Origin of the sequence: Acinetobacter sp. YH12138 (assembly GCF_015218525.1) — a bacterium.
Classification (GTDB): Bacteria; Pseudomonadota; Gammaproteobacteria; order Pseudomonadales; family Moraxellaceae; genus Acinetobacter; species Acinetobacter amyesii.
This window is the reverse complement of sequence record NZ_CP048670.1, coordinates 2,472,780-2,491,209: the sequence shown is the minus strand read 5'-3', so window position 1 is coordinate 2,491,209 and position 18,430 is coordinate 2,472,780. Positions and strand designations below refer to the sequence as shown.

Here is an 18,430-nt window from a genome sequence, read left to right as displayed (position 1 = left end):
GCGTCATGAATACTTTACTTAAAACCAGTTTACTCATCGGAACACTGTTGACGGTGGCATGTGGTGTCAGTGCTAATCCGAATACTATTAAAAAACAACTCGAAAAAGAAGGATTTCAATTTGTAAAACAAATTCCTGCACCTGCAGGTTTAACGGGTTGGGTGGGGCATGAAGACCAATATTCCAATACCATTTTTATTTCCAATGATGGCAAGTATTACATCAAAGGCGAGTTGTTTGATGCCCAGGGCAATAGTCTTTCCAATAGCCAAATTGAAACGCATATGAAAAAAGCCATTTTGGATGATGTATGGAAAACATTAGAAGATTCAACATGGATTCAAGATGGCAAAACCGATGCGCCACGTATTGTCTATGTATTCTCAGATCCCAATTGCCCGTATTGCCATAAATTTTGGCAAGAAGCACGTCCTTGGGTAGAGTCAGGCAAGGTTCAATTACGTCATATTCAAGTGGGTGTGATTCGTGATGAAAGCCGTGCTCAGGTGGCAACTTTACTCATGTCAAAAAATCCAACAGCCGTATTTAATGACATTAATATCAATCGTGGCAAAAATAGTCTTAAACCAGCTGAAAATATTCCTTTAGAGATTGCAGAAAAAATTGATTTTAACCAAAGCTTAATGGGCAAATATGGTTTCTTCTCAACACCATCCATTGCTTGGCGTGATAGCAAGGGTAACTTCCAGTCTGCACAAGGGATGCCGAGTGATCTCAAAGAAATCTTTGAAAAATAAGGAAAATAGATGCTCACCAAGCCAACACAACAGCGCGTCTAAGATCATGCTAAGCTCAACGTCAACGACTTAAACATCAGGGGGCGCAATGTCAAATTTACAAGATCCACGCGTATTGTTCGCTTTGGAACGTACAGCATTGGCATGGAACCGCAGTGGTTTAGCCCTTATAGCCTTTGGTTTTGTGATTGAAAAATCAAATGTATTGCTACAACTACTGCACCCTGAGCAATATCAGCACAAAATTATCTATGGACAGTGGCTTGGCATTGCCGTGATTGTGTTTGGTTTATTCGTGAACTTTGCCTCAATTTTGCAATATCGTCGAGGATTGAGCTCATTAACCGAACAGGAATTTATTGAGGATTATCAGACCCAACATCCCGTGTGGCTGAATTTATTGACCATGCTGACAGGGTTTTTGCTGATCATCTCATTTTGGATTTACTAAACTTGGCTGAGCTTCCATACAAAAGCATGCACAAAAATGTTTATTCCTGACAGTACAATTGATACAGCGTTTGCATAATACCCAGCACTTTAGGGTCTGCCAATTGATAAAAAATTTGTTTGCCTTCACGACGTGTCGAGACAATTTTATTGTTCCGTAAAACGGTCAATTGTTGTGATAGGGTCGGCTGATGAATATCAGTACATTCCTCAATTTGCTGAACATTTAATTCGCCATTGATCAACACACATAAAATTTTTAAACGGTCAGGATTTGATAACACTTTCAAACAATTGGAAACGGTATCAACCTGCGTAAATTCAATTTTTAAGTTATCGAATACGATGTTCATAACGTCTAACCTGAATCATAAAAAGCAAAAGGAGCAAAGTATATCGAGATAATAACATAAAATGACTTGATTAATATATAATATTATATAATATAAGTTTAAATATTGTTTTATGGCGCATTAACTATGCATGATTTTGTGACAGCGTTTCTTGGTGGTGCTCTGTTGGGTATAGCAGTGGTGGGTTATTTGTATGTCCATGGTCGTATTGCAGGCATCAGTGGCTTGATTGCGCAGGTACTGAATCCACAGACGATTTTTAAAACGCCTGCAGTGTGGTTTCTTTCAGGCTTGATCATCACGCCATTTATTTATGGTCTTTTTGTACAACCAGAGATTATCGTGTCTGCTAGCCCATTAATGATGATTATTGCTGGTTTACTGGTGGGTTTTGGTACCCGCTTAGGTTCTGGTTGTACCAGTGGCCACGGTATCTGTGGGATCAGCCGATTATCTAAACGTTCCATCATTGCAACTATGACCTTTATGTTTGCAGGCTTTATTGCGGTATATGTCGTTCGTCACTTGATTGGAGCATTCTAAAATGAAAAACTTTTTAGCTTTTGTATTTGGTTCGCTTTTTTCAGTAGGTTTGATGTTCTCTGGCATGTCTAATCCGCAAAAAGTGATCGATTTTTTAGACATATTTGGTAATTGGGATGCAAGCCTTGCCTTTGTCATGATGGGGGCAATTGCTGTGGCATTTATTCCATTCCAAAAAGCGGTACGTAGCAGTGCACCAACCACAGTATTTAATGAGCAGATTGACTTACCAAGTAACAATAAAATTGATTCAAAGCTTATTATAGGTGCCTTAATATTTGGTGCAGGATGGGGGATTGCCGGCATTTGCCCAGCGCCAAGTTTCACCTTAATTGGCTTAGGGCATTATCAAGTTTTATATTTTATAGTGGCGATGCTTGCAGGCGTGTTGATTCACCGTAAATGGTCAGGAGCTTAACTATGCAACAACCGATTGTTCAGGATTTTTTTGATCAAGCGACCAATACATTTAGTTATGTGGTGAGTGATCCGGTAACCAAGCGCTGCGCTATCATTGACAGTGTTTTGGACTATGATGCGGCTTCGGCAACCACCTCGACCACCCATGCTGATGCAATCATTGCATATGTCAAAGTACAAGATTTAAAAGTAGATTGGATTTTGGAAACCCATGTGCATGCCGATCATTTGACTGCAGCACAGTATTTAAAATCTGTACTTGGTGGCAAAATTGCCATGAGTCATCACATTGCCTTGGTGCAAGAAACCTTTAGTGCCATTTATAATTTAGATATCAAGCAGTTTAATGCTCAACAACCATTTGATTATTTATTTGATGATCATGAGCATTTTCATATTGGTGAGCTAGAGGCATATAACATCCCGACACCAGGTCATACGCCTGCATGTTTAAGTTATGTAGTGGGTGATGCAGTCTTTGTCGGTGATACTTTATTTATGCCAGATTATGGCACAGCACGTTGTGATTTTCCGCGTGGTAGTGCAGATACCTTATTTGATTCGGTGCAAAAACTGTATCAATTGCCAGCCTCCACCCGGGTGTTCTTGTGCCATGACTATTTGCCAAAAACGCGTGATGAATATCACTGCCAAACCGATATTCAAACGCAAAAAGAGCATAATATTCATATTCATGAGGGAACTACAAAATCTGAATTTGTGCAGATGCGTCATGAGCGGGATGCAACATTAAGTATGCCTAAACTGATTTTGCCGTCGATTCAAGTCAATATGAAAGCGGGTCAATTTCCCGAACCTGAAGAAAATGGGGTGTCGTATTTAAAGTTACCGCTTAATTTTTTTAAAACCTAAAAATATTGTATTTCAAATTACTAAAGACTTATTTATGTCTTTATCTTAAAAATTCATATTTATATCTTTAAAGTGAATATTTACTTTAAAGATCTTGGTATTTTAGGTATATTTATTCTATAAAGCTGACTTGTATGATCGGATTTCAAGGAAGCACTGCTTTTTAAGTATTTTTGCTTTCGTTGGCATCTGTTGAGAGAATATGTTGCTAAGACAGAGTGGACTGTTTTTTGCAATTTTAACTTTAGTTTTGCAAATCGCAGTATATTTACAACCACTATTACCCGAAGAATTTCAAATTGCTCCGGTATGTCTCTCTATTACACATAATTTACTGTCCCCCAGAAAAGCACAAACACGTACATGAGACGTATAACGAACTTGTTCATCATCTGACCCACGATCATAATCACGACGATCACAATGGACTTAACCATCAATGCCAATACTGTACCGTCTATGGTGATGTTGTCCTACCTTTTGATTTTGAGATAGTTGAAATCATCGATAAGATTCAAGTCCGTCTAAGTTTCTATAAAGATGCTTTCCGACATGTATATTTCTCACTGCAAAGGCTTTACTTACTTCCACAAGGTAGGGCACCTCCACACACACTTTAAATCCTAATCAGACCAACAATTTGAATTGTTGATTTACCTCGGTATTTAAAGAGTGATTTTATGAAACTTTATATTTTTGCACCGTTTAGCGGATGCGAACAGAATCGGTTCGCCTATATCATTAGGCTAAAACAATTGATCAAATCCCAACAGATTCACAACAGTCTGCGTCATCGTACTGATCTATCTTTCCTAAAGCAGTCCCGAAATTATGGGCCGTTAGTGGTTCACCGCATAATTCCACAATAAGGTGATAGACATGGATTTAGGTTTGACAGCACTTGAATTGGCGCGAATTCAATTCGCTTTTACAGTTTCTTTTCATATTATTTTCCCTGCAATTTCCATTGGGCTAGCAAGTTTTCTTGCGGTCTTAGAATGGCGTTGGCTTAAAACACAAGATCCCGTTTACCGAGATCTGTTCCAATTTTGGATCAAGGTGTTTGCATTGTCTTTCGGAATGGGAGTAGTTTCAGGGGTAGTCATGAGCTACCAATTTGGCACCAACTGGAGTGAATTCTCTCGTATTGCGGGTAGTGTCACTGGCCCCTTACTCAGTTATGAGGTCTTGAGTGCCTTCTTCTTAGAAGCGGGTTTCCTAGGCATTATGCTGTTTGGGTGGGGAAGAGTGGGTCCTAAAACCCATTTCTTTGCCACGCTGATGGTGGCAATTGGCACCTGTATTTCCATGTTTTGGATTTTATCTTCCAATAGCTGGATGCAAACTCCACAAGGCTTCAGCTTTGAAAATGGCATTATAGTGCCGCAAGATTGGTTTGCTATCGTTTTTAACCCATCATTCCCATATCGCTTAGCGCATATGGCTCTAGCAGCATTCCTTGTATCTGGCTTATTGGTCGCTGCTACTGCAGCATGGCACTTACTCAAAGGTCGCCGTGATGCCTTAGTAAAAAAATCATTTTCTATGGCGATGTGGATGATTCTCGCACTTGCACCTTTACAGGTATTTGTGGGGGATATGCATGGTCTAAATACTTTAGAACATCAACCTGCGAAACTTGCTGCAATTGAAGGACATTGGGAAACTAATAAAGATCATGGCATGCCGTTATATTTGTTCGGTATTCCTGATATGGAGGCGGAAGAAACCAAGTATGCAATTGGCATTCCGAACCTCGGTAGTCTGATCATGACGCACACCTTAGAGGGAGAGGTGAAAGGCTTAAAAGAATTTGCCCCTGAAGATCGACCAAACTCGCTCATAGTATTTTGGAGCTTCCGCATTATGGTCGGTATGGGAGTCTTGATGATTTTGCTTGCTCTGATGGGTGCATGGTTGCGTAAAACTGGGAAATTTTATGAGTCAAAATGGCTCCACAAATTTGCCTTATGTATGGGACCTTCAGGCTTTATTGCCCTGCTTGCTGGTTGGTTTACCACAGAAGTCGGTCGTCAACCTTGGGTCGTGTATGGCGTACTGCGTACCAAAGACGCCTTGTCACCAGTATCGGCAGAACAAGTCGGTTTAACCTTAATAATCTTTGTGATCGTGTACTGCATCGTATTTGGTATTGGGATTTATTACATGCTCAAATTGATGGTTAAAGGACCACAGTTCATTCATTCTCAAGCCCATAGCGATGGTGAGGTCATTCGTGCATCAAATCGTCCAATGAGTACGATTGATGAGTCGCTTGAAGTACAACCACAGGAGAAAAACCATGATTGATTTATCCTTAATTTGGGTAGTAATCATTGCTGTAGGTGTGCTGATTTATGTGGTACTCGATGGCTTTGATTTAGGGATTGGTATCCTTTTTCCTTTAGTAAAAGATCGCCAAGAACGCGATGTGATGATGAATACAGTCGCACCAGTTTGGGATGGCAATGAAACATGGATGGTTTTAGGTGGTGCAGGCTTATTTGCGGCATTTCCATTGGTGTATTCGACTGTACTCTCTGCGCTGTATATGCCGATTATCTTAATGGTCATCTCGCTGATTTTCCGTGGAGTCGCCTTTGAGTTTCGTTTTAAAGCGAACCGAACCAAACATTTATGGGATCAAGCGTTTATTTGGGGCTCGATCTTGGCATCATTCTTCCAAGGTATGATTTTAGGTGCTTATATCCAAGGGATTGAAACCATCAATGGTATTTATAGTGGTGGCGGATTGGATTGGCTGACCCCATTTTCAATTTTTACTGGGATTGCTGTAGTGGTGCTGTATGCCACCTTAGGCTGTGGTTGGCTGATTTTTAAAACGGATGCACGTGTTCAAAATCATATGTTTAGCCTCATGCCAAAACTGATTATCGCCTTATTTGTGATTTTTGCTGCAGTGAGTATTTACACCCCATTGGTACATGCAGAGATTGCAAATCGTTGGTTTAGCTTGCCGAAACTGTACTATTTTAGCCCTGTGCCGATTTTAGTATTGATCTTCACATTATTGGCTTTACGTGCCTGTAAAAGACGTCAGGAATTTGCGCCATTTATTTATACACTTGTCTTAGTTGTGCTGGCATATACAGGGTTCTTAATCAGTCTATGGCCAAATATCATCCCACCATCCGTCACCATTTGGCAGGCAGCAGCACCGCAAAGCAGTCAATTGTTCGCCTTGATTGGAGCATTGGTGCTGATACCGATTATTTTGTTCTATACCGCACTGTCGTATTGGGTGTTCCGTGACAAAGTTCGTGTCGGCGATGATGGCTATCATTAAGGAGAATCATCATGAAACTGAATCAAGCAGGCTGGTTTATTGTGCTATGGCTTGGTGGTGTCTTGAGTTTGGCGCTTGTTGCAGGGTTCTTTAGACTGCTGGTGCAGTGGGCTTACTAGAACCTATTCCTTAAATCTGAATCCACTATCTTGCTGGGTAAGATAGTGGATTTTTTTGAGGGACTAAAGGTGAATTGAGTAAGTAGAATATGACAATTTAAAGTGTCGAAATACATAAAATATATTTTTTTATATTCAATACTTCTTTTGAATGATTTTTCTGTTTTTTTAGCTTCTATATTGTTAAAACTAACATGATGCATTGAAAAAAACTTAAGGAGCGTGAGTGGAACTTAAACAGCTCAAATATTTCATCACCATTGTAGAATCTGGAAGTTTAGGCAAAGCTGCACAAAAACTTGAGGTTGGCACATCGGCACTCAGTCAACAAATTGCAAAACTTGAAGATGAACTTTGTACACGTTTATTACAGCGAAATTCTACAGGTGTGACGCCCACGCCAGCGGGTTTAGCATTTTTTAAGCAAGCTCAACTTTCTCTACGTCATGTGCAATATGCTATTGAGGCGGCGCACTCATCTCGTCTGACTGGTCATGTGAGTGTAGGATTTTCTCCAAGCATCGCATCTGTATTGGGTATTCCCTTTATGCAGCTCATGTCAGAGCGTTATCCTGATATTAAAATTCATTTAGTTGAAAGTCTCTCGGGAAATTTAACCAATTTAGTCAACTCAAGACAGCTCGACATTGCCATTATTTTTACCCAAGATGTCGATGCCAATTGGGCAGTACAACCGTTATTAAAAGAACAAATGTTTCTTATGGCAAATCGTTCTTTACTGAAAGAGTATGGCTTTGAACACTGCATTGAAAATGGAAAAATTGATTTAGAAAATGTGAATCGTTTGCCTCTGGTACTACCAAGCCAACGACATGGTCTACGTAAATTCATAGATCAAAAGGTTGAGGGGCTGGACGTAAATTATGAAGTTGATGGTTTACACTTACTCATGAACTGTGTCAGCAACTTAAATATGGCGACCATTCAACCTGTCAGTGCACATTTTGATTATCTCAAATCAGATATTTGTTTACTCAAAGTAGTCGAACCAGTGCTGGATCGAATTAATTATCTTATTAGTATTGCTGAAGAAGAGCTTTCTCCTGCAAGTCTCGCCACCAAAGTAGCAATTAAAATTTGTGTTAAGCAGCTGATCAATAAAGGATTATGGTCAAGTGCAGAGCTATTAGACTTTTAGCCTATTTAATTTTACTAAACACCTATTTAAAAGTTGCCTATCACAGCGCTAGGCAGTTTTGGTCTTAAATTACATCAAATTCGAAAGGGAAGACATCGAATGCATGATGTAATTGTAATTGGCGGTGGGAATGCCGCTTTATGTGCAGCATTGACAGCAAGGGAGGCTGGCGCTTCAGTTTTATTGTTAGAAGCAGCACCAAAGGAATGGCGCGGTGGAAATTCACAACATACCCGTAACCTGCGTTGTATGCATGATGAACCTCAAGATGTGTTAGTTGATGCCTATCCAGAAGAAGAATATTGGCAGGACTTACTCAAAGTGACTGCAGGTAAAACCAATGAGCATTTAGCGCGTTTAGTGATTCGCACCACGGCAACTTGCCGTAATTGGATGCGTCAACATGGGGTAAATTTTCAACCACCGTTATCAGGTGCCTTACATGTAGCACGGACCAATGCATTTTTTATGGGCGGTGGTAAAGCTTTGGTGAATGCCTATTTTAGAAGTGCAAAAGATTTAGGGGTCGAGATTCGCTACAACACAAAAATCAATGAACTGATTATTGAAGATGGGACATTTATTGCTGCAATTGCTGAAGATGGCACGCGTTTTGACGGCGCTTCATGTGTATTAGCTGCAGGTGGATTTGAATCCAATCGCGAATGGTTAAAAGAAGCGTGGGGACAAAATGAAAATGGCGAATGGCCTGCAGATCATTTCATTATACGAGGCACACGTTTTAACCAAGGCAACTTATTAAAGTTCATGATTGATCAGGGTGCAGATATTATTGGCGACCCATCTCAATCACATTGTGTCGCAGTTGATGCCCGCGCACCGCTCTACGATGGTGGCATTTGCACCCGTATTGACTGTGTTTCACTCGGCATCGTGGTCAATAAAAATGCGCAACGTTTTTATGATGAAGGCGAAGATTTCTGGCCGAAACGTTATGCCATTTGGGGGCGTTTAGTTGCAAAACAGCCAAGTCAGATTGCGTATTCAATTATTGATTCAAAATCGGTTGGGCGTTTTATGCCACCAGTTTTTGAAGGTACTAAGGCAGATACGATCGAAGAATTGGCAGAAAAATTAAATCTAGATGTTGCGACTTTAGTTCAAACTGTGAAGGACTATAACCAAGCCTGTGTAGCGGGTGAGTTTAATCACACCGTACTGGATAATTGCCATACCGAGAATTTAACGCCCGCAAAAACACATTGGGCTGTTCCTTTAAACCAACCGCCATATTATGCCTACGCATTACGTCCAGGCATTACTTTCACCTATCTGGGCTTAAAAGTCGAAGATGATGCCGCTGTGCGCTTTGAAAATGTCGCAAGTCCAAATCTATTTGTTGCAGGCGAAATGATGGCAGGCAATGTACTTGGGCAAGGCTATACAGCCGGTGTAGGTATGTCGATTGGAACGACATTTGGTCGAATTGCAGGAAAAAATGCGGCTCAAGCTGCGTTTAAACTGGGAGTTTAAAGAATGAATGCAAATGTTAAAAACTTAATTCCAGTTGTACAGCTCACGGATCATGAACAACAAGTAAAACAGGCTTTACAGATTTGTAATGCATGTCGTTACTGCGAAACATTCTGTGCGGTTTTCCCTGCAATGACCAAAAGACTAGAGTTTACTCAAGCCGATATTCATTACATGGCAAATTTATGTCACAACTGTGGCGCATGTTTACATGCCTGTCAGTATGCGCCTCCGCATGAATTTGGCGTCAATATTCCTCAAGCCATGGCACAAGTCCGCCTAGAAACCTATCAAGAATTTGCAGTTCCTGCATCTTTTGGCGCGATTTATAAAAATACCGGAATTCCGCTAGTTTCTGCGATGTCAGTATTTTTTGCATTACTGATGCTGTTGGGTGTTTGGCTCAATGGCACCAATATCTTTGGTCAATATCAAGGGGATTTTTATGCAATTTTTCCGCATAACTTTCTTGCCGTGTTATTTGGCTCTGTGTTTATTTTGGCTTTTGTACTTTTGGGTTTGGGAATTGCAAAATTTTGGAAACAAACCTCAAAAATTATTCCAGAGGGTGTTGCACAACCCGATATCTTACAAGCGTCAAAAAATGTCCTGACCTTAAAATATTTAGATGGTGGACATGGTAAAGGCTGTAATGAGGAAGATGATCGTTATACACAAATCCGCCGTGTTTTCCATCACTTTACGATGTATGGATTTTTACTTTGCTTTATGGCAACCAGTGTCGCGACGATGTATCACTACTTTTTAGGCTTAGAAGCACCGTATGCCTACACCAGTTTACCGGTGATTTTAGGTACATTGGGCGGTATTGGTCTGATCATTGGACCGATCGGGCTGCTTCATCTCAATATTAAACGACATCCGATGCATGGTGATGCAAAACAAAAACCTATGGACCGTGGTTTTATCTTCCTTTTATTGCTGATCAGCATTACAGGTCTGGCGCTATTGGCATTTCGCGATAGTTCCGCAATGGCTCTCTTGCTGATTGTTCATCTTGCAACCGTTATGACTTTCTTCTTGACGATCCCTTTTGGTAAGTTTGCGCACGGCTTTTACCGAAGTGCCGCATTACTAAAATTTGCCGTCGAAGAACGTGTCGCAAAACTTCAAACGAATTCAAAAACCAAGTAAGCACCCAAACCACAACCGGACCATGGAGGTCGATGATGGCTATAGGTAAGAAAATTGAATTTTTAAATGGACTACAACGCTATAAGGATATTTTAACAATGAAGAAATTAAAATGGTTAGCCGTCGCTTGCACCAGTATTGCAGTCGTTGGCTGCGGCACAGGCAATGCCTCAAAAGATCCTGGTCATCCAAAACGTGCAGAATGTATTGCACCTGCAAAGCCGGGTGGTGGTTTTGATATGACCTGTAAGCTGATCCAATCCGGCTTTAAAGAAACAGAAGTATTAAAAGACCCTATGCGTGTGACCTATATGCCAGGCGGCGTTGGGGCCGTTGCTTACAATAAAATCGTGAATAATGATCCAGCAAATAACAATGCGGTCATCGCATTTTCAACTGGTTCTTTACTGAATTTGGCTCAAGGTAAATTTGGTAATTTTACTGAGAAGGATGTGAAGTGGCTTTCGGGTGTAGCTGTTGATTACGGTTTAGTGGCAGTGCATAAGGATTCGCCATTAAAAACACTGGATGATCTGATGAAGGCGCTAAAAGAAAATCCAAAAGGGATCAGTTTTGGTGGTGCTGGTAGTGTGGGTGGTCAAGATTGGATGCAAACGGCAATTTTGGCTAAAAAGGCTGGGGTAAATCCTGCCAATATGAGTTTTGTAGCTCTCGAAGGCGGTGGCGAAGTATTAACAGCCTTGTTAGGTCAACATATTCAAGTGGGTGTGGGGAATGTGAGTGAAATTGGCTCACATCTCGAAGCGGGCAATATCCGCGTTCTAGCAGTGTTTTCAGATAAACGTTTAGCGGGTAAATTTTCTAACTTATTAACCGCGAAGGAACAAGGTTATGACTTGGAATGGCCTGTGATTCGTGGTTTCTACATGGGGCCAAAGGTCAGTGATGAGGCATATGCATGGTGGAAAAATGCCTTTGATAAAATGATGACCAATCAGAAATTTGATGCCGTTCGAGAAAATCAGGATCTGTTGCCATTTGAATTAACAGGTGAAGAAATTAGTGCTTATGTCTATAAGCAAACGGCTGAAATGCGTCAATTATCAGAAGAATATAAATTATCAAAATAACAAATACGCTGAGTTGAATGCCTTTTCAACTCAGTTTTTTGTTTTCGAGGATAGATGATGAAATCTGAACGGATTCTTACGGCCATCATTGCGGTCTGCGGTTTTTTCTTATTAATTTACGCATGCAATTTTGAAGCGCCGATTTCCTACGACCCTGTAGGACCGAAAGCCTTTCCAATTTTACTGATGGGTTTAATTACAGTGAGTGCCATTTATTTGACTGTGCGCCCAGCCATGATGTTTGAACCTGTTGAACTAGGTTGGACTAAGCATTTAATCGGCAAACTTGTTCTATGTACATTGGCATTGTCACTGTATGCGCTTTGCTTCGAATGGTTGGGATTTATTGCAGCAACGCTACTGATGACCATCGCGGTTGGGAAACTTTTTAACGGGAAAACAGTACCAGTTGTTATTACGGGTTTGGTGCTGAGTATGAGTACCTACTATCTGTTTGACCGTGTTTTGGATGTGCCATTGCCACTAGGCTTCTTGGGTTAGGGATGACAACGACATGGACATATTTAATTTCTTAATGACAGGTTTTGAAGTTGCCTTACAACCACAAAACTTACTCATTGCTTTTATTGGTGCATTTATTGGAACGATTGTCGGACTGTTGCCGGGATTGGGTCCAATCAATGGTGTTGCCATCTTATTACCTTTTGCCTATGCCTTAGGATTACCCGTTGATAGTGCCTTAATTTTATTGGCAGCTGTTTATCTCGGTTGTGAGTATGGTGGACGAATTTCCGCAATTTTGCTGAATGTGCCGGGCGATGCGGGTGCAATTATGACCACTTTAGATGGTTATCCTTTGGCTCAGCAAGGTAAGGCAGGTATTGCTTTATCCCTTTCATCTGTTAGCTCATTTATAGGTAGTACGATTGCCTTTATTGGGATTGTTTTATTTGCTCCGATTTTGGCACGATGGGCGGTTTCCTTTGGACCAGCGGAATACTTTGCCTTGATGGTTTTTGCAATTGTGTGCTTGACCGGTTTAGTCAGCACGCAACCATTTAAAACGTTAATCATGGCGCTGATCGGTCTGGCAATTTCGACCGTGGGTATGGATGCGATTACTGGTGTTTATCGTTTTACATTTGATAGTGTGGGTTTAAGTGACGGCATTGCCTTTACAACTGTGGTGATTGGTTTATTTAGTATCAGTGAAATTTTACTGCTGCTTGAACGGACCACGATGGGCAAAGTGGTTTTAGAACAAGGAAAACGCTCATTATTTAATGTCAAAGAGTTTCTGAGTGCTTTAGCCACCATGATTCGTGGATCCTTGATTGGGTTTTTCTCAGGGATTTTACCGGGTGCGGGTGCCAGTGTGGCGAGTGCCATGGCGTATACCACTGAACGGAAAATGGCGGGTGACAGTAGTAAATTTGGTAAAGGTGATCTACGTGGTTTGGCCGCGCCAGAAAGTGCTAATAACGCGGCAGCATGTGGTTCTTTTGTCCCAATGTTGACTTTAGGTGTGCCGGGTTCTGGAACAACTGCGGTCATGATGGGGGCTTTGACCATGTATAACATTACTCCAGGTCCGCAGTTATTTACAGAGCAGCCTGTATTGGTTTGGGCATTGATTGCATCCTTAATGGTGGGGAATATTATCTTATTGGTATTGAACTTACCTTTAGTTGGCTTCTTTGCGCGTTTACTTTCGATTCCAAGCTATATTTTGATTCCTATTATTGCAACCGTCAGCTTTGTTGGGGTATTTGCAATTCATAGCACTGTTTTCGATCTTGTGCTTTGTATGGGGCTCGGTATTGTTGGATATATCCTTCGAAAATTTGATTTTCCATTGGCACCTCTGATTCTTGGTTTTGTACTGGGTGAATTGATGGAGTCAAATCTACGACGTGCACTCTCCATTTCTCAAGGTGAGCTCAGTATTCTGTGGAGCAGTAACATCAGTATGGGACTATGGGTCATGTCAGCACTGTTGTTGATCTTGCCAATCGTCCGTAAATATCTATTCATTAAGAAGCAAAAAGCTTAAATGGAGAAGCAATGGTCAGCGAGTCTGACCATTGCTGTTAGATCATATGGAAATAATAAAATTAAATGCCAAAGGATTGGTATGCGCACTGATCGGTGCGCTCATCGCAAATTTACTTCATCTCCCTTTACCGTGGTTGCTCGGGCCATTACTCGCGGCTTTATTGTTTGGTTGTATAGGCCAACCACTCACATGTTCACCGCATTGGCGTAAAGTGGGACAAGTCATTATTGGTATGGTTTTGGGACTATATTTTACCCCAGCGCTAGTCCATGCTATTTCTGCCTATTGGATATTTATCGTACTCGGCATCTTATGGTCATTGATTTTGGGAACACTTATCGCAGGATTACAATATCGTATCAATGGTTTAGATTGGGCAACGGCGTGGTTTTCTTCTGCAATCGGCAGTGCCAGTGAAATGGTGAATATCGCAGAACATCACCATGCGCAAGTAGATAAAGTCGTTGCTGCACATAGTTTAAGAATTGTGGCACTTGTGGTGCTTGTACCAATCGTTTTAGCAGCATTATTTGATATTCATTGGGTGAGTCTAGACCCACACATCATTGATCACTTTGGAATTGTGCAAATTCTTCTTTTATTTGCTCTAGCCTGCTTGATTGCGCAAATATTTCAAAAATTCAATGTATTAAATGCGTGGGTTCTCGGACCATTAGTTATGGTGGGATTTCTTTCATTTTTCGGAGCATTGGAATTAAAATTTCCGACGTGGTTTACGGCCTTTGGACAAATATGTATAGGTTGGTCATTAGGCACAAAGTTTCCTTTTGGCTTTTTAAAAAGCCATAAAAAATTCATCGCCATCACGACCATTTTGAATTTGTTGGCATTAGGATTATCCATCCTGTTTGCATTGTTCTTGATGTATATCAGTCATGCTAATGGGAAGATTTTAGTTTTAGGCTTATCTCCCGGCGGCATTGCAGAAATGTCTTTAATGGCAAAAGCCCTTGGATTAGCTGTGCCTATCGTGGTTGCGTTTCAACTATCACGGCTGATTTTTGTGATATTGACCACCAATTATTTCTATCAATTGAGCAAAAAAATATTTTTTAAAACAACAGATAAGCCTTAATCGTCCACTCAATTCGATCTTTGATTCAGATGAATTAAATAGAACACTTTCTATAGATTGCATTTGAAATAAAGGGGAGTAGAAGTTAGAAAAAAATGAGATTAATGAAAGATAGTTGAGAAAAGGGTCTTAAATGATGGTTTGAAAGTGAAGATGAGCAAGAGGGATCAATTTGATTCAGGACTGCTCTCGTCAGTCCCTTATTATTTTAATGCCGTTTTAGATCAGTAAATTTTAAATTTCATTATTATGCAAATTCGAAGATTTAAAGATTTAACGTCAAAATTAAATTTCGCGCCAAACTTCATTCTTATCTTTCAATGAAATCATAAAGTTAAATTTGTCATCATTACTTACCAAAAGGCCTTCTGGCGTTTGCATAATCACTTTTAGAACGGTACCAGTTTCAAAAACCAAAGGACTGCAATTTTCTTTATTTAATGTAATTGGTTTGAGTAATTCAACAATTGCGCTTTCCATTTTACTTCCCCAAGCATAGGTTGTTAATTGAACTTAGCATATTATTGGTGAAGAAACATGTTTTGTAAATGACGTGAGCTACATCGCAGAAAATATTTTAGAGAATTCCATAACTTAAGTTTAAATAATGGTTAAATAAATTATGGGTTTTTAATATATTGATATCAAAAATAATTTTAAAATATGACAAACTTTTTAACTGTAATTATATGTCCTAAGATGTGTCTTTTGTTCCACAAACAATGACCAGATCATCAAAAGGGCATGATCAATATTGAATTTAAGGTGAACTTCAGTTTTCATGCTTAAGCTAACAGAATGATGTGTCGTCTTGTATTTGATTGTTAAATTTCAGATTAAACAGCGTTAAATCTTCAATCTGAACAAGAAAATTAATGAAATAAAACTTATCATCAGCAACTCAAACTAAAAACAAAGATTCAGGGAAATGTAGGACCAATGTTTAAATCTTTTTTTCCAAATCCAAAATGGTTTTTTGGATCATTCCTTATATGGTTCGTGATCAATATTGCCTTGTGGTATAGCGGTGGCAATAGTTGGGGTACGATGTTCGGTTTACCTGCAAATTATCATCAAGCAGAACTGCCTATTGGTATTAGCCGATTTTGGAGCCCCCAATTTTTATGGTTCTATGCTTGGTTTTTTGTAGCAACGGCGCTTTTTGCAGCCTTTTGGAAGATTAAATCAGATAATCCTTGGCAGCGATGGTCGGTGTGGGGAACCGCATTTATCCTATTTAATGTTTGGTTTAGTGTGGAATGTAATGTCGTGATCAATGCTTGGTATAACCCATTCTATGATCTGATCCAGAAGATGCTTTCAGGTGGTGGGGGCGAAGTGGCGACGCTATATTCAGAGACGCTGACTTTTCTCTATGTGGCCATGGTGTATGTCACACTGGCGGTATTGAACCTGTTTTTCGTCAGTCATTATGTTTTTCGTTGGCGTACCGCAATGAATGACTTTTATACAGCGCATTGGAAAAAACTGAGAACCATCGAAGGTGCCTCACAGCGTATTCAAGAAGACACGATGCGCTTTGCAAAAACCACAGAAGGACTTGGGGTTAGCTTAGTTGAATCGGTGATGACCTTAATTGCATTTCTACCTGTGCTGTTAACTTTATCAACACATGTAAAGAAATTACCTGTCGTGGGGGAAATCGCCTATGCATTGGTTTGGGCTGCAGTTCTTTGGGCAGTATTAGGGACAGTTATTTTAATGCTGGTGGGTTATAAACTACCGGGTTTGGAGTTTAATAATCAAAAAGTCGAAGCAGCATATCGTAAAGAATTAGTTTATGGTGAAGATTATGCAGATCGAGCAGACCTTCTCACATTAAAAGAATTATTTGGTAAAGTCCGATTTAATTATTTTAGACTGTATTTTCACTATGCTTATTTCAACCTAGTTCGTATTTGGTATATGCAGCTTGATAATATTTATGGGTTCTTTATATTGTTCCCAAGTATTGCAGCGGGAACAATCACGCTCGGTATATTAATGCAAATTTTAAATGTCTTTGGGCGTGTACGTGATTCCTTCCAATACCTGATTTCCTCATGGACAACCATTATCGAACTGATTTCTATTTATAAGCGTTTAAGAGCGTTTGAAGAAAAAATTAATAATTGATTTTATAAGTTTAAAATAGACCTGCACTAAAATGCAGGTTTTTTTATGACTTTAATTTTAAGTTAATATATTTCAATAAAATCAATAGATTAATATTTTTAGATGAGCTGTTTTTTTACTCGATTCCATATTGTCGCTCGAATCATGGATAGGCCCAGCTTTATATTATTATTAATAATAGAGGCTTGTTCTGATGGCAGATTTGATAAGCACATAGCGATACATAAATGCTTGCGAAATAACCTAAAAGGGAACGATGATGACCGTTCACCAAGGATAAACAAATACACTTAAATAAAATGTGAAATTCATCAAATTAAAATGAACAACATATGCACACATCTCAAACGTGTACGATTTTAGTGATTAAATTTATAAAAATAATAAATAAAATCAAGATTATAAAATTGTGAAAGGCACTAAATTACGCTATTTTTTAAGGGTGAATTTTTTGAGATTTTTGCTGTGAATTTAAAGGCAATTTTATGGGTGGGGAGTATTGGATTTGCATTACATGGTTGTACCACCATGCAGAGTTTAAACCCAAATTCATTTAATCATTATGCATCACCACAAGAAGTGATCAATCAAAAAGGGCTAAATAGCTCAAATGGCAAGGCGAAAGAATACGTCTATGATTGGGGACCACAAAACAAAAATATGGAAGCAGAATCGCTCATACCCAAGCAAAATATGAGCAGTTACTGCCAAGCCAAAAATGGCAAATTTATTCAACTGAATAAAAGCAATTTGAACCAAGTCAAAAATGCATGGAGTCGTAAATTATTAGCGACCTATAGCAGTATAAAACAGAGCACAGGTGTGTTTCAGTGTAGTCAGGCAGATGGACAACGTTGGATGGTTGCTATTGAACCCGTTTCAGAGCGTAAATCAAATGACCGTTCTGAAACCCGCTTAGTGAGTTTGTATACAGCAATTATTGGACCCGAAGAACGTCGCAAAAACTATAATAAACAAGAAGAAACTGTAGCTAAAAAAGCCACACCAAGCAAAGCAAAAGCAAAAGCAACGACAACAAAAAGCAATGCGAAAGATGAAGCAAAAAAAGAAGTAGAGACTAAAAAAGAAACCAAAGCCAAAGAGCCTGAAAACAAACCTATAGTGAAACCAGTTGCTGAAACATCTCAGCAGATACAAATGCGCTTATATGTCAATGCACGACGCGATCTGAATGCCGGAAAAAACCAAGTCACCGCTTGTAATAATGCACAGCGCGCTTATAGCTATGGCAAATTAAATGGTGCAAATGCCAATAGAGCCTATGCTGAATCAGGTATGCTCGTTGCAAAATGCTTAACCTCAGTGCCTGCATATAGCAAAAGTTATCCAAACGCCAATGCAAGAGCAAAAGGCATCTTACAAAACTTAGCGACCAACTATAACCATGCAGGGGCAAAAAATATGTTGAATCGTATGAAATAAACTTCAACAGGATAAA

At 39.7% G+C, this 18,430-nt stretch carries 19 protein-coding genes and 1 pseudogene; 18 read left to right on the top strand and 2 right to left on the bottom strand.

Translation table 11 applies throughout. From position 1 onward, the window contains the following. Positions 1 to 5: 5 nt before the first annotated feature. Both dsbG and G0029_RS12025 read left to right on the top strand, forming a co-directional pair. Positions 6 to 758 carry a thiol:disulfide interchange protein DsbG gene (gene dsbG, locus G0029_RS12030; protein WP_180108033.1) on the top strand — a complete coding sequence of 251 codons (753 nt, stop codon included), beginning with the start codon at positions 6 to 8 and terminating at the stop codon, positions 756 to 758. Positions 759 to 846: 88 nt separating this feature from the next. Further along, the gene (locus G0029_RS12025) at positions 847 to 1,209 is read left to right on the top strand and encodes a YidH family protein (RefSeq protein ID WP_180108034.1); all 363 of its coding nucleotides are present in this window, start codon (positions 847 to 849) and stop codon (positions 1,207 to 1,209) included. A gap of 40 nt (positions 1,210 to 1,249) precedes the next feature. On the opposite strand, the gene G0029_RS12020 is transcribed toward G0029_RS12025, so the two are convergent. Continuing rightward, positions 1,250 to 1,561 (bottom strand): ArsR/SmtB family transcription factor, encoded by a 312-nt coding sequence (locus tag G0029_RS12020; protein WP_180108035.1) that lies wholly within the window; start codon positions 1,559 to 1,561, stop codon positions 1,250 to 1,252. 126 nt (positions 1,562 to 1,687) lie between these two features. Between G0029_RS12020 and G0029_RS12015 the strand changes: the two genes are divergently transcribed. The 14 genes and pseudogenes from G0029_RS12015 (at position 1,688) to G0029_RS11955 (ending at position 14,835) form a co-directional block, all read left to right on the top strand. Continuing rightward, positions 1,688 to 2,104, top strand: a complete 417-nt coding sequence (locus G0029_RS12015; protein WP_180108036.1) for a YeeE/YedE family protein — start codon at positions 1,688 to 1,690, stop codon at positions 2,102 to 2,104. A gap of 1 nt (position 2,105) precedes the next feature. Next, the gene (locus tag G0029_RS12010; protein WP_078193079.1) at positions 2,106 to 2,522 is read left to right on the top strand and encodes a DUF6691 family protein; all 417 of its coding nucleotides are present in this window, start codon (positions 2,106 to 2,108) and stop codon (positions 2,520 to 2,522) included. Between the two features lie 2 nt (positions 2,523 to 2,524). Next, positions 2,525 to 3,397 (top strand): MBL fold metallo-hydrolase, encoded by an 873-nt coding sequence (locus G0029_RS12005; protein WP_180108037.1) that lies wholly within the window; start codon positions 2,525 to 2,527, stop codon positions 3,395 to 3,397. A 205-nt stretch (positions 3,398 to 3,602) separates the two neighbouring features. Next, positions 3,603 to 4,017 (top strand): annotated as a pseudogene (locus tag G0029_RS18290) (DUF2946 domain-containing protein). 259 nt (positions 4,018 to 4,276) lie between these two features. Further along, complete coding sequence (locus tag G0029_RS12000; protein WP_180035495.1) at positions 4,277 to 5,707, top strand: cytochrome ubiquinol oxidase subunit I; 1,431 nt, start codon at positions 4,277 to 4,279, stop codon at positions 5,705 to 5,707. Continuing rightward, the gene (gene cydB / locus G0029_RS11995; RefSeq protein ID WP_180110009.1) at positions 5,700 to 6,704 is read left to right on the top strand and encodes a cytochrome d ubiquinol oxidase subunit II; all 1,005 of its coding nucleotides are present in this window, start codon (positions 5,700 to 5,702) and stop codon (positions 6,702 to 6,704) included. The genes G0029_RS12000 and cydB overlap by 8 nt, the downstream gene beginning before the upstream one ends. 11 nt (positions 6,705 to 6,715) lie before the next feature. Continuing rightward, on the top strand, positions 6,716 to 6,823 hold the full coding sequence (locus tag G0029_RS11990) for a DUF2474 family protein (RefSeq protein WP_111886050.1): 108 nt from the start codon (positions 6,716 to 6,718) through the stop codon (positions 6,821 to 6,823). A 226-nt stretch (positions 6,824 to 7,049) separates the two neighbouring features. Beyond that, positions 7,050 to 7,982, top strand: coding sequence for a LysR family transcriptional regulator (locus tag G0029_RS11985; protein WP_180077346.1), 933 nt, complete (start codon positions 7,050 to 7,052; stop codon positions 7,980 to 7,982). A 99-nt stretch (positions 7,983 to 8,081) separates the two neighbouring features. Beyond that, positions 8,082 to 9,476, top strand: a complete 1,395-nt coding sequence (gene tcuA, locus G0029_RS11980; protein WP_180024033.1) for an FAD-dependent tricarballylate dehydrogenase TcuA — start codon at positions 8,082 to 8,084, stop codon at positions 9,474 to 9,476. 3 nt (positions 9,477 to 9,479) lie between these two features. Next, a complete protein-coding gene (gene tcuB / locus G0029_RS11975; RefSeq protein ID WP_180108039.1) occupies positions 9,480 to 10,631 on the top strand; it encodes a tricarballylate utilization 4Fe-4S protein TcuB in 1,152 nt (383 codons plus the stop codon). Between the two features lie 35 nt (positions 10,632 to 10,666). Then, the gene (locus tag G0029_RS11970; protein ID WP_180108054.1) at positions 10,667 to 11,722 is read left to right on the top strand and encodes a Bug family tripartite tricarboxylate transporter substrate binding protein; all 1,056 of its coding nucleotides are present in this window, start codon (positions 10,667 to 10,669) and stop codon (positions 11,720 to 11,722) included. Positions 11,723 to 11,776: 54 nt separating this feature from the next. After that, the gene (locus tag G0029_RS11965) at positions 11,777 to 12,223 is read left to right on the top strand and encodes a tripartite tricarboxylate transporter TctB family protein (RefSeq protein WP_180024036.1); all 447 of its coding nucleotides are present in this window, start codon (positions 11,777 to 11,779) and stop codon (positions 12,221 to 12,223) included. A gap of 13 nt (positions 12,224 to 12,236) precedes the next feature. Beyond that, positions 12,237 to 13,736 (top strand): tripartite tricarboxylate transporter permease, encoded by a 1,500-nt coding sequence (locus G0029_RS11960; RefSeq protein WP_180077338.1) that lies wholly within the window; start codon positions 12,237 to 12,239, stop codon positions 13,734 to 13,736. 46 nt (positions 13,737 to 13,782) lie between these two features. Beyond that, complete coding sequence (locus G0029_RS11955) at positions 13,783 to 14,835, top strand: AbrB family transcriptional regulator (protein WP_180092305.1); 1,053 nt, start codon at positions 13,783 to 13,785, stop codon at positions 14,833 to 14,835. 285 nt (positions 14,836 to 15,120) lie between these two features. On the opposite strand, the gene G0029_RS11950 is transcribed toward G0029_RS11955, so the two are convergent. Continuing rightward, on the bottom strand, positions 15,121 to 15,315 hold the full coding sequence (locus G0029_RS11950) for a hypothetical protein (RefSeq protein ID WP_078189992.1): 195 nt from the start codon (positions 15,313 to 15,315) through the stop codon (positions 15,121 to 15,123). 459 nt (positions 15,316 to 15,774) lie between these two features. Between G0029_RS11950 and sbmA the strand changes: the two genes are divergently transcribed. Together sbmA and G0029_RS11940 are read left to right on the top strand one after the other, a co-directional pair. After that, a complete protein-coding gene (gene sbmA / locus G0029_RS11945) occupies positions 15,775 to 16,971 on the top strand; it encodes a peptide antibiotic transporter SbmA (RefSeq protein WP_180110008.1) in 1,197 nt (398 codons plus the stop codon). A gap of 465 nt (positions 16,972 to 17,436) precedes the next feature. Next, complete coding sequence (locus tag G0029_RS11940; RefSeq protein ID WP_180110007.1) at positions 17,437 to 18,414, top strand: hypothetical protein; 978 nt, start codon at positions 17,437 to 17,439, stop codon at positions 18,412 to 18,414. Positions 18,415 to 18,430: the final 16 nt, after the last annotated feature.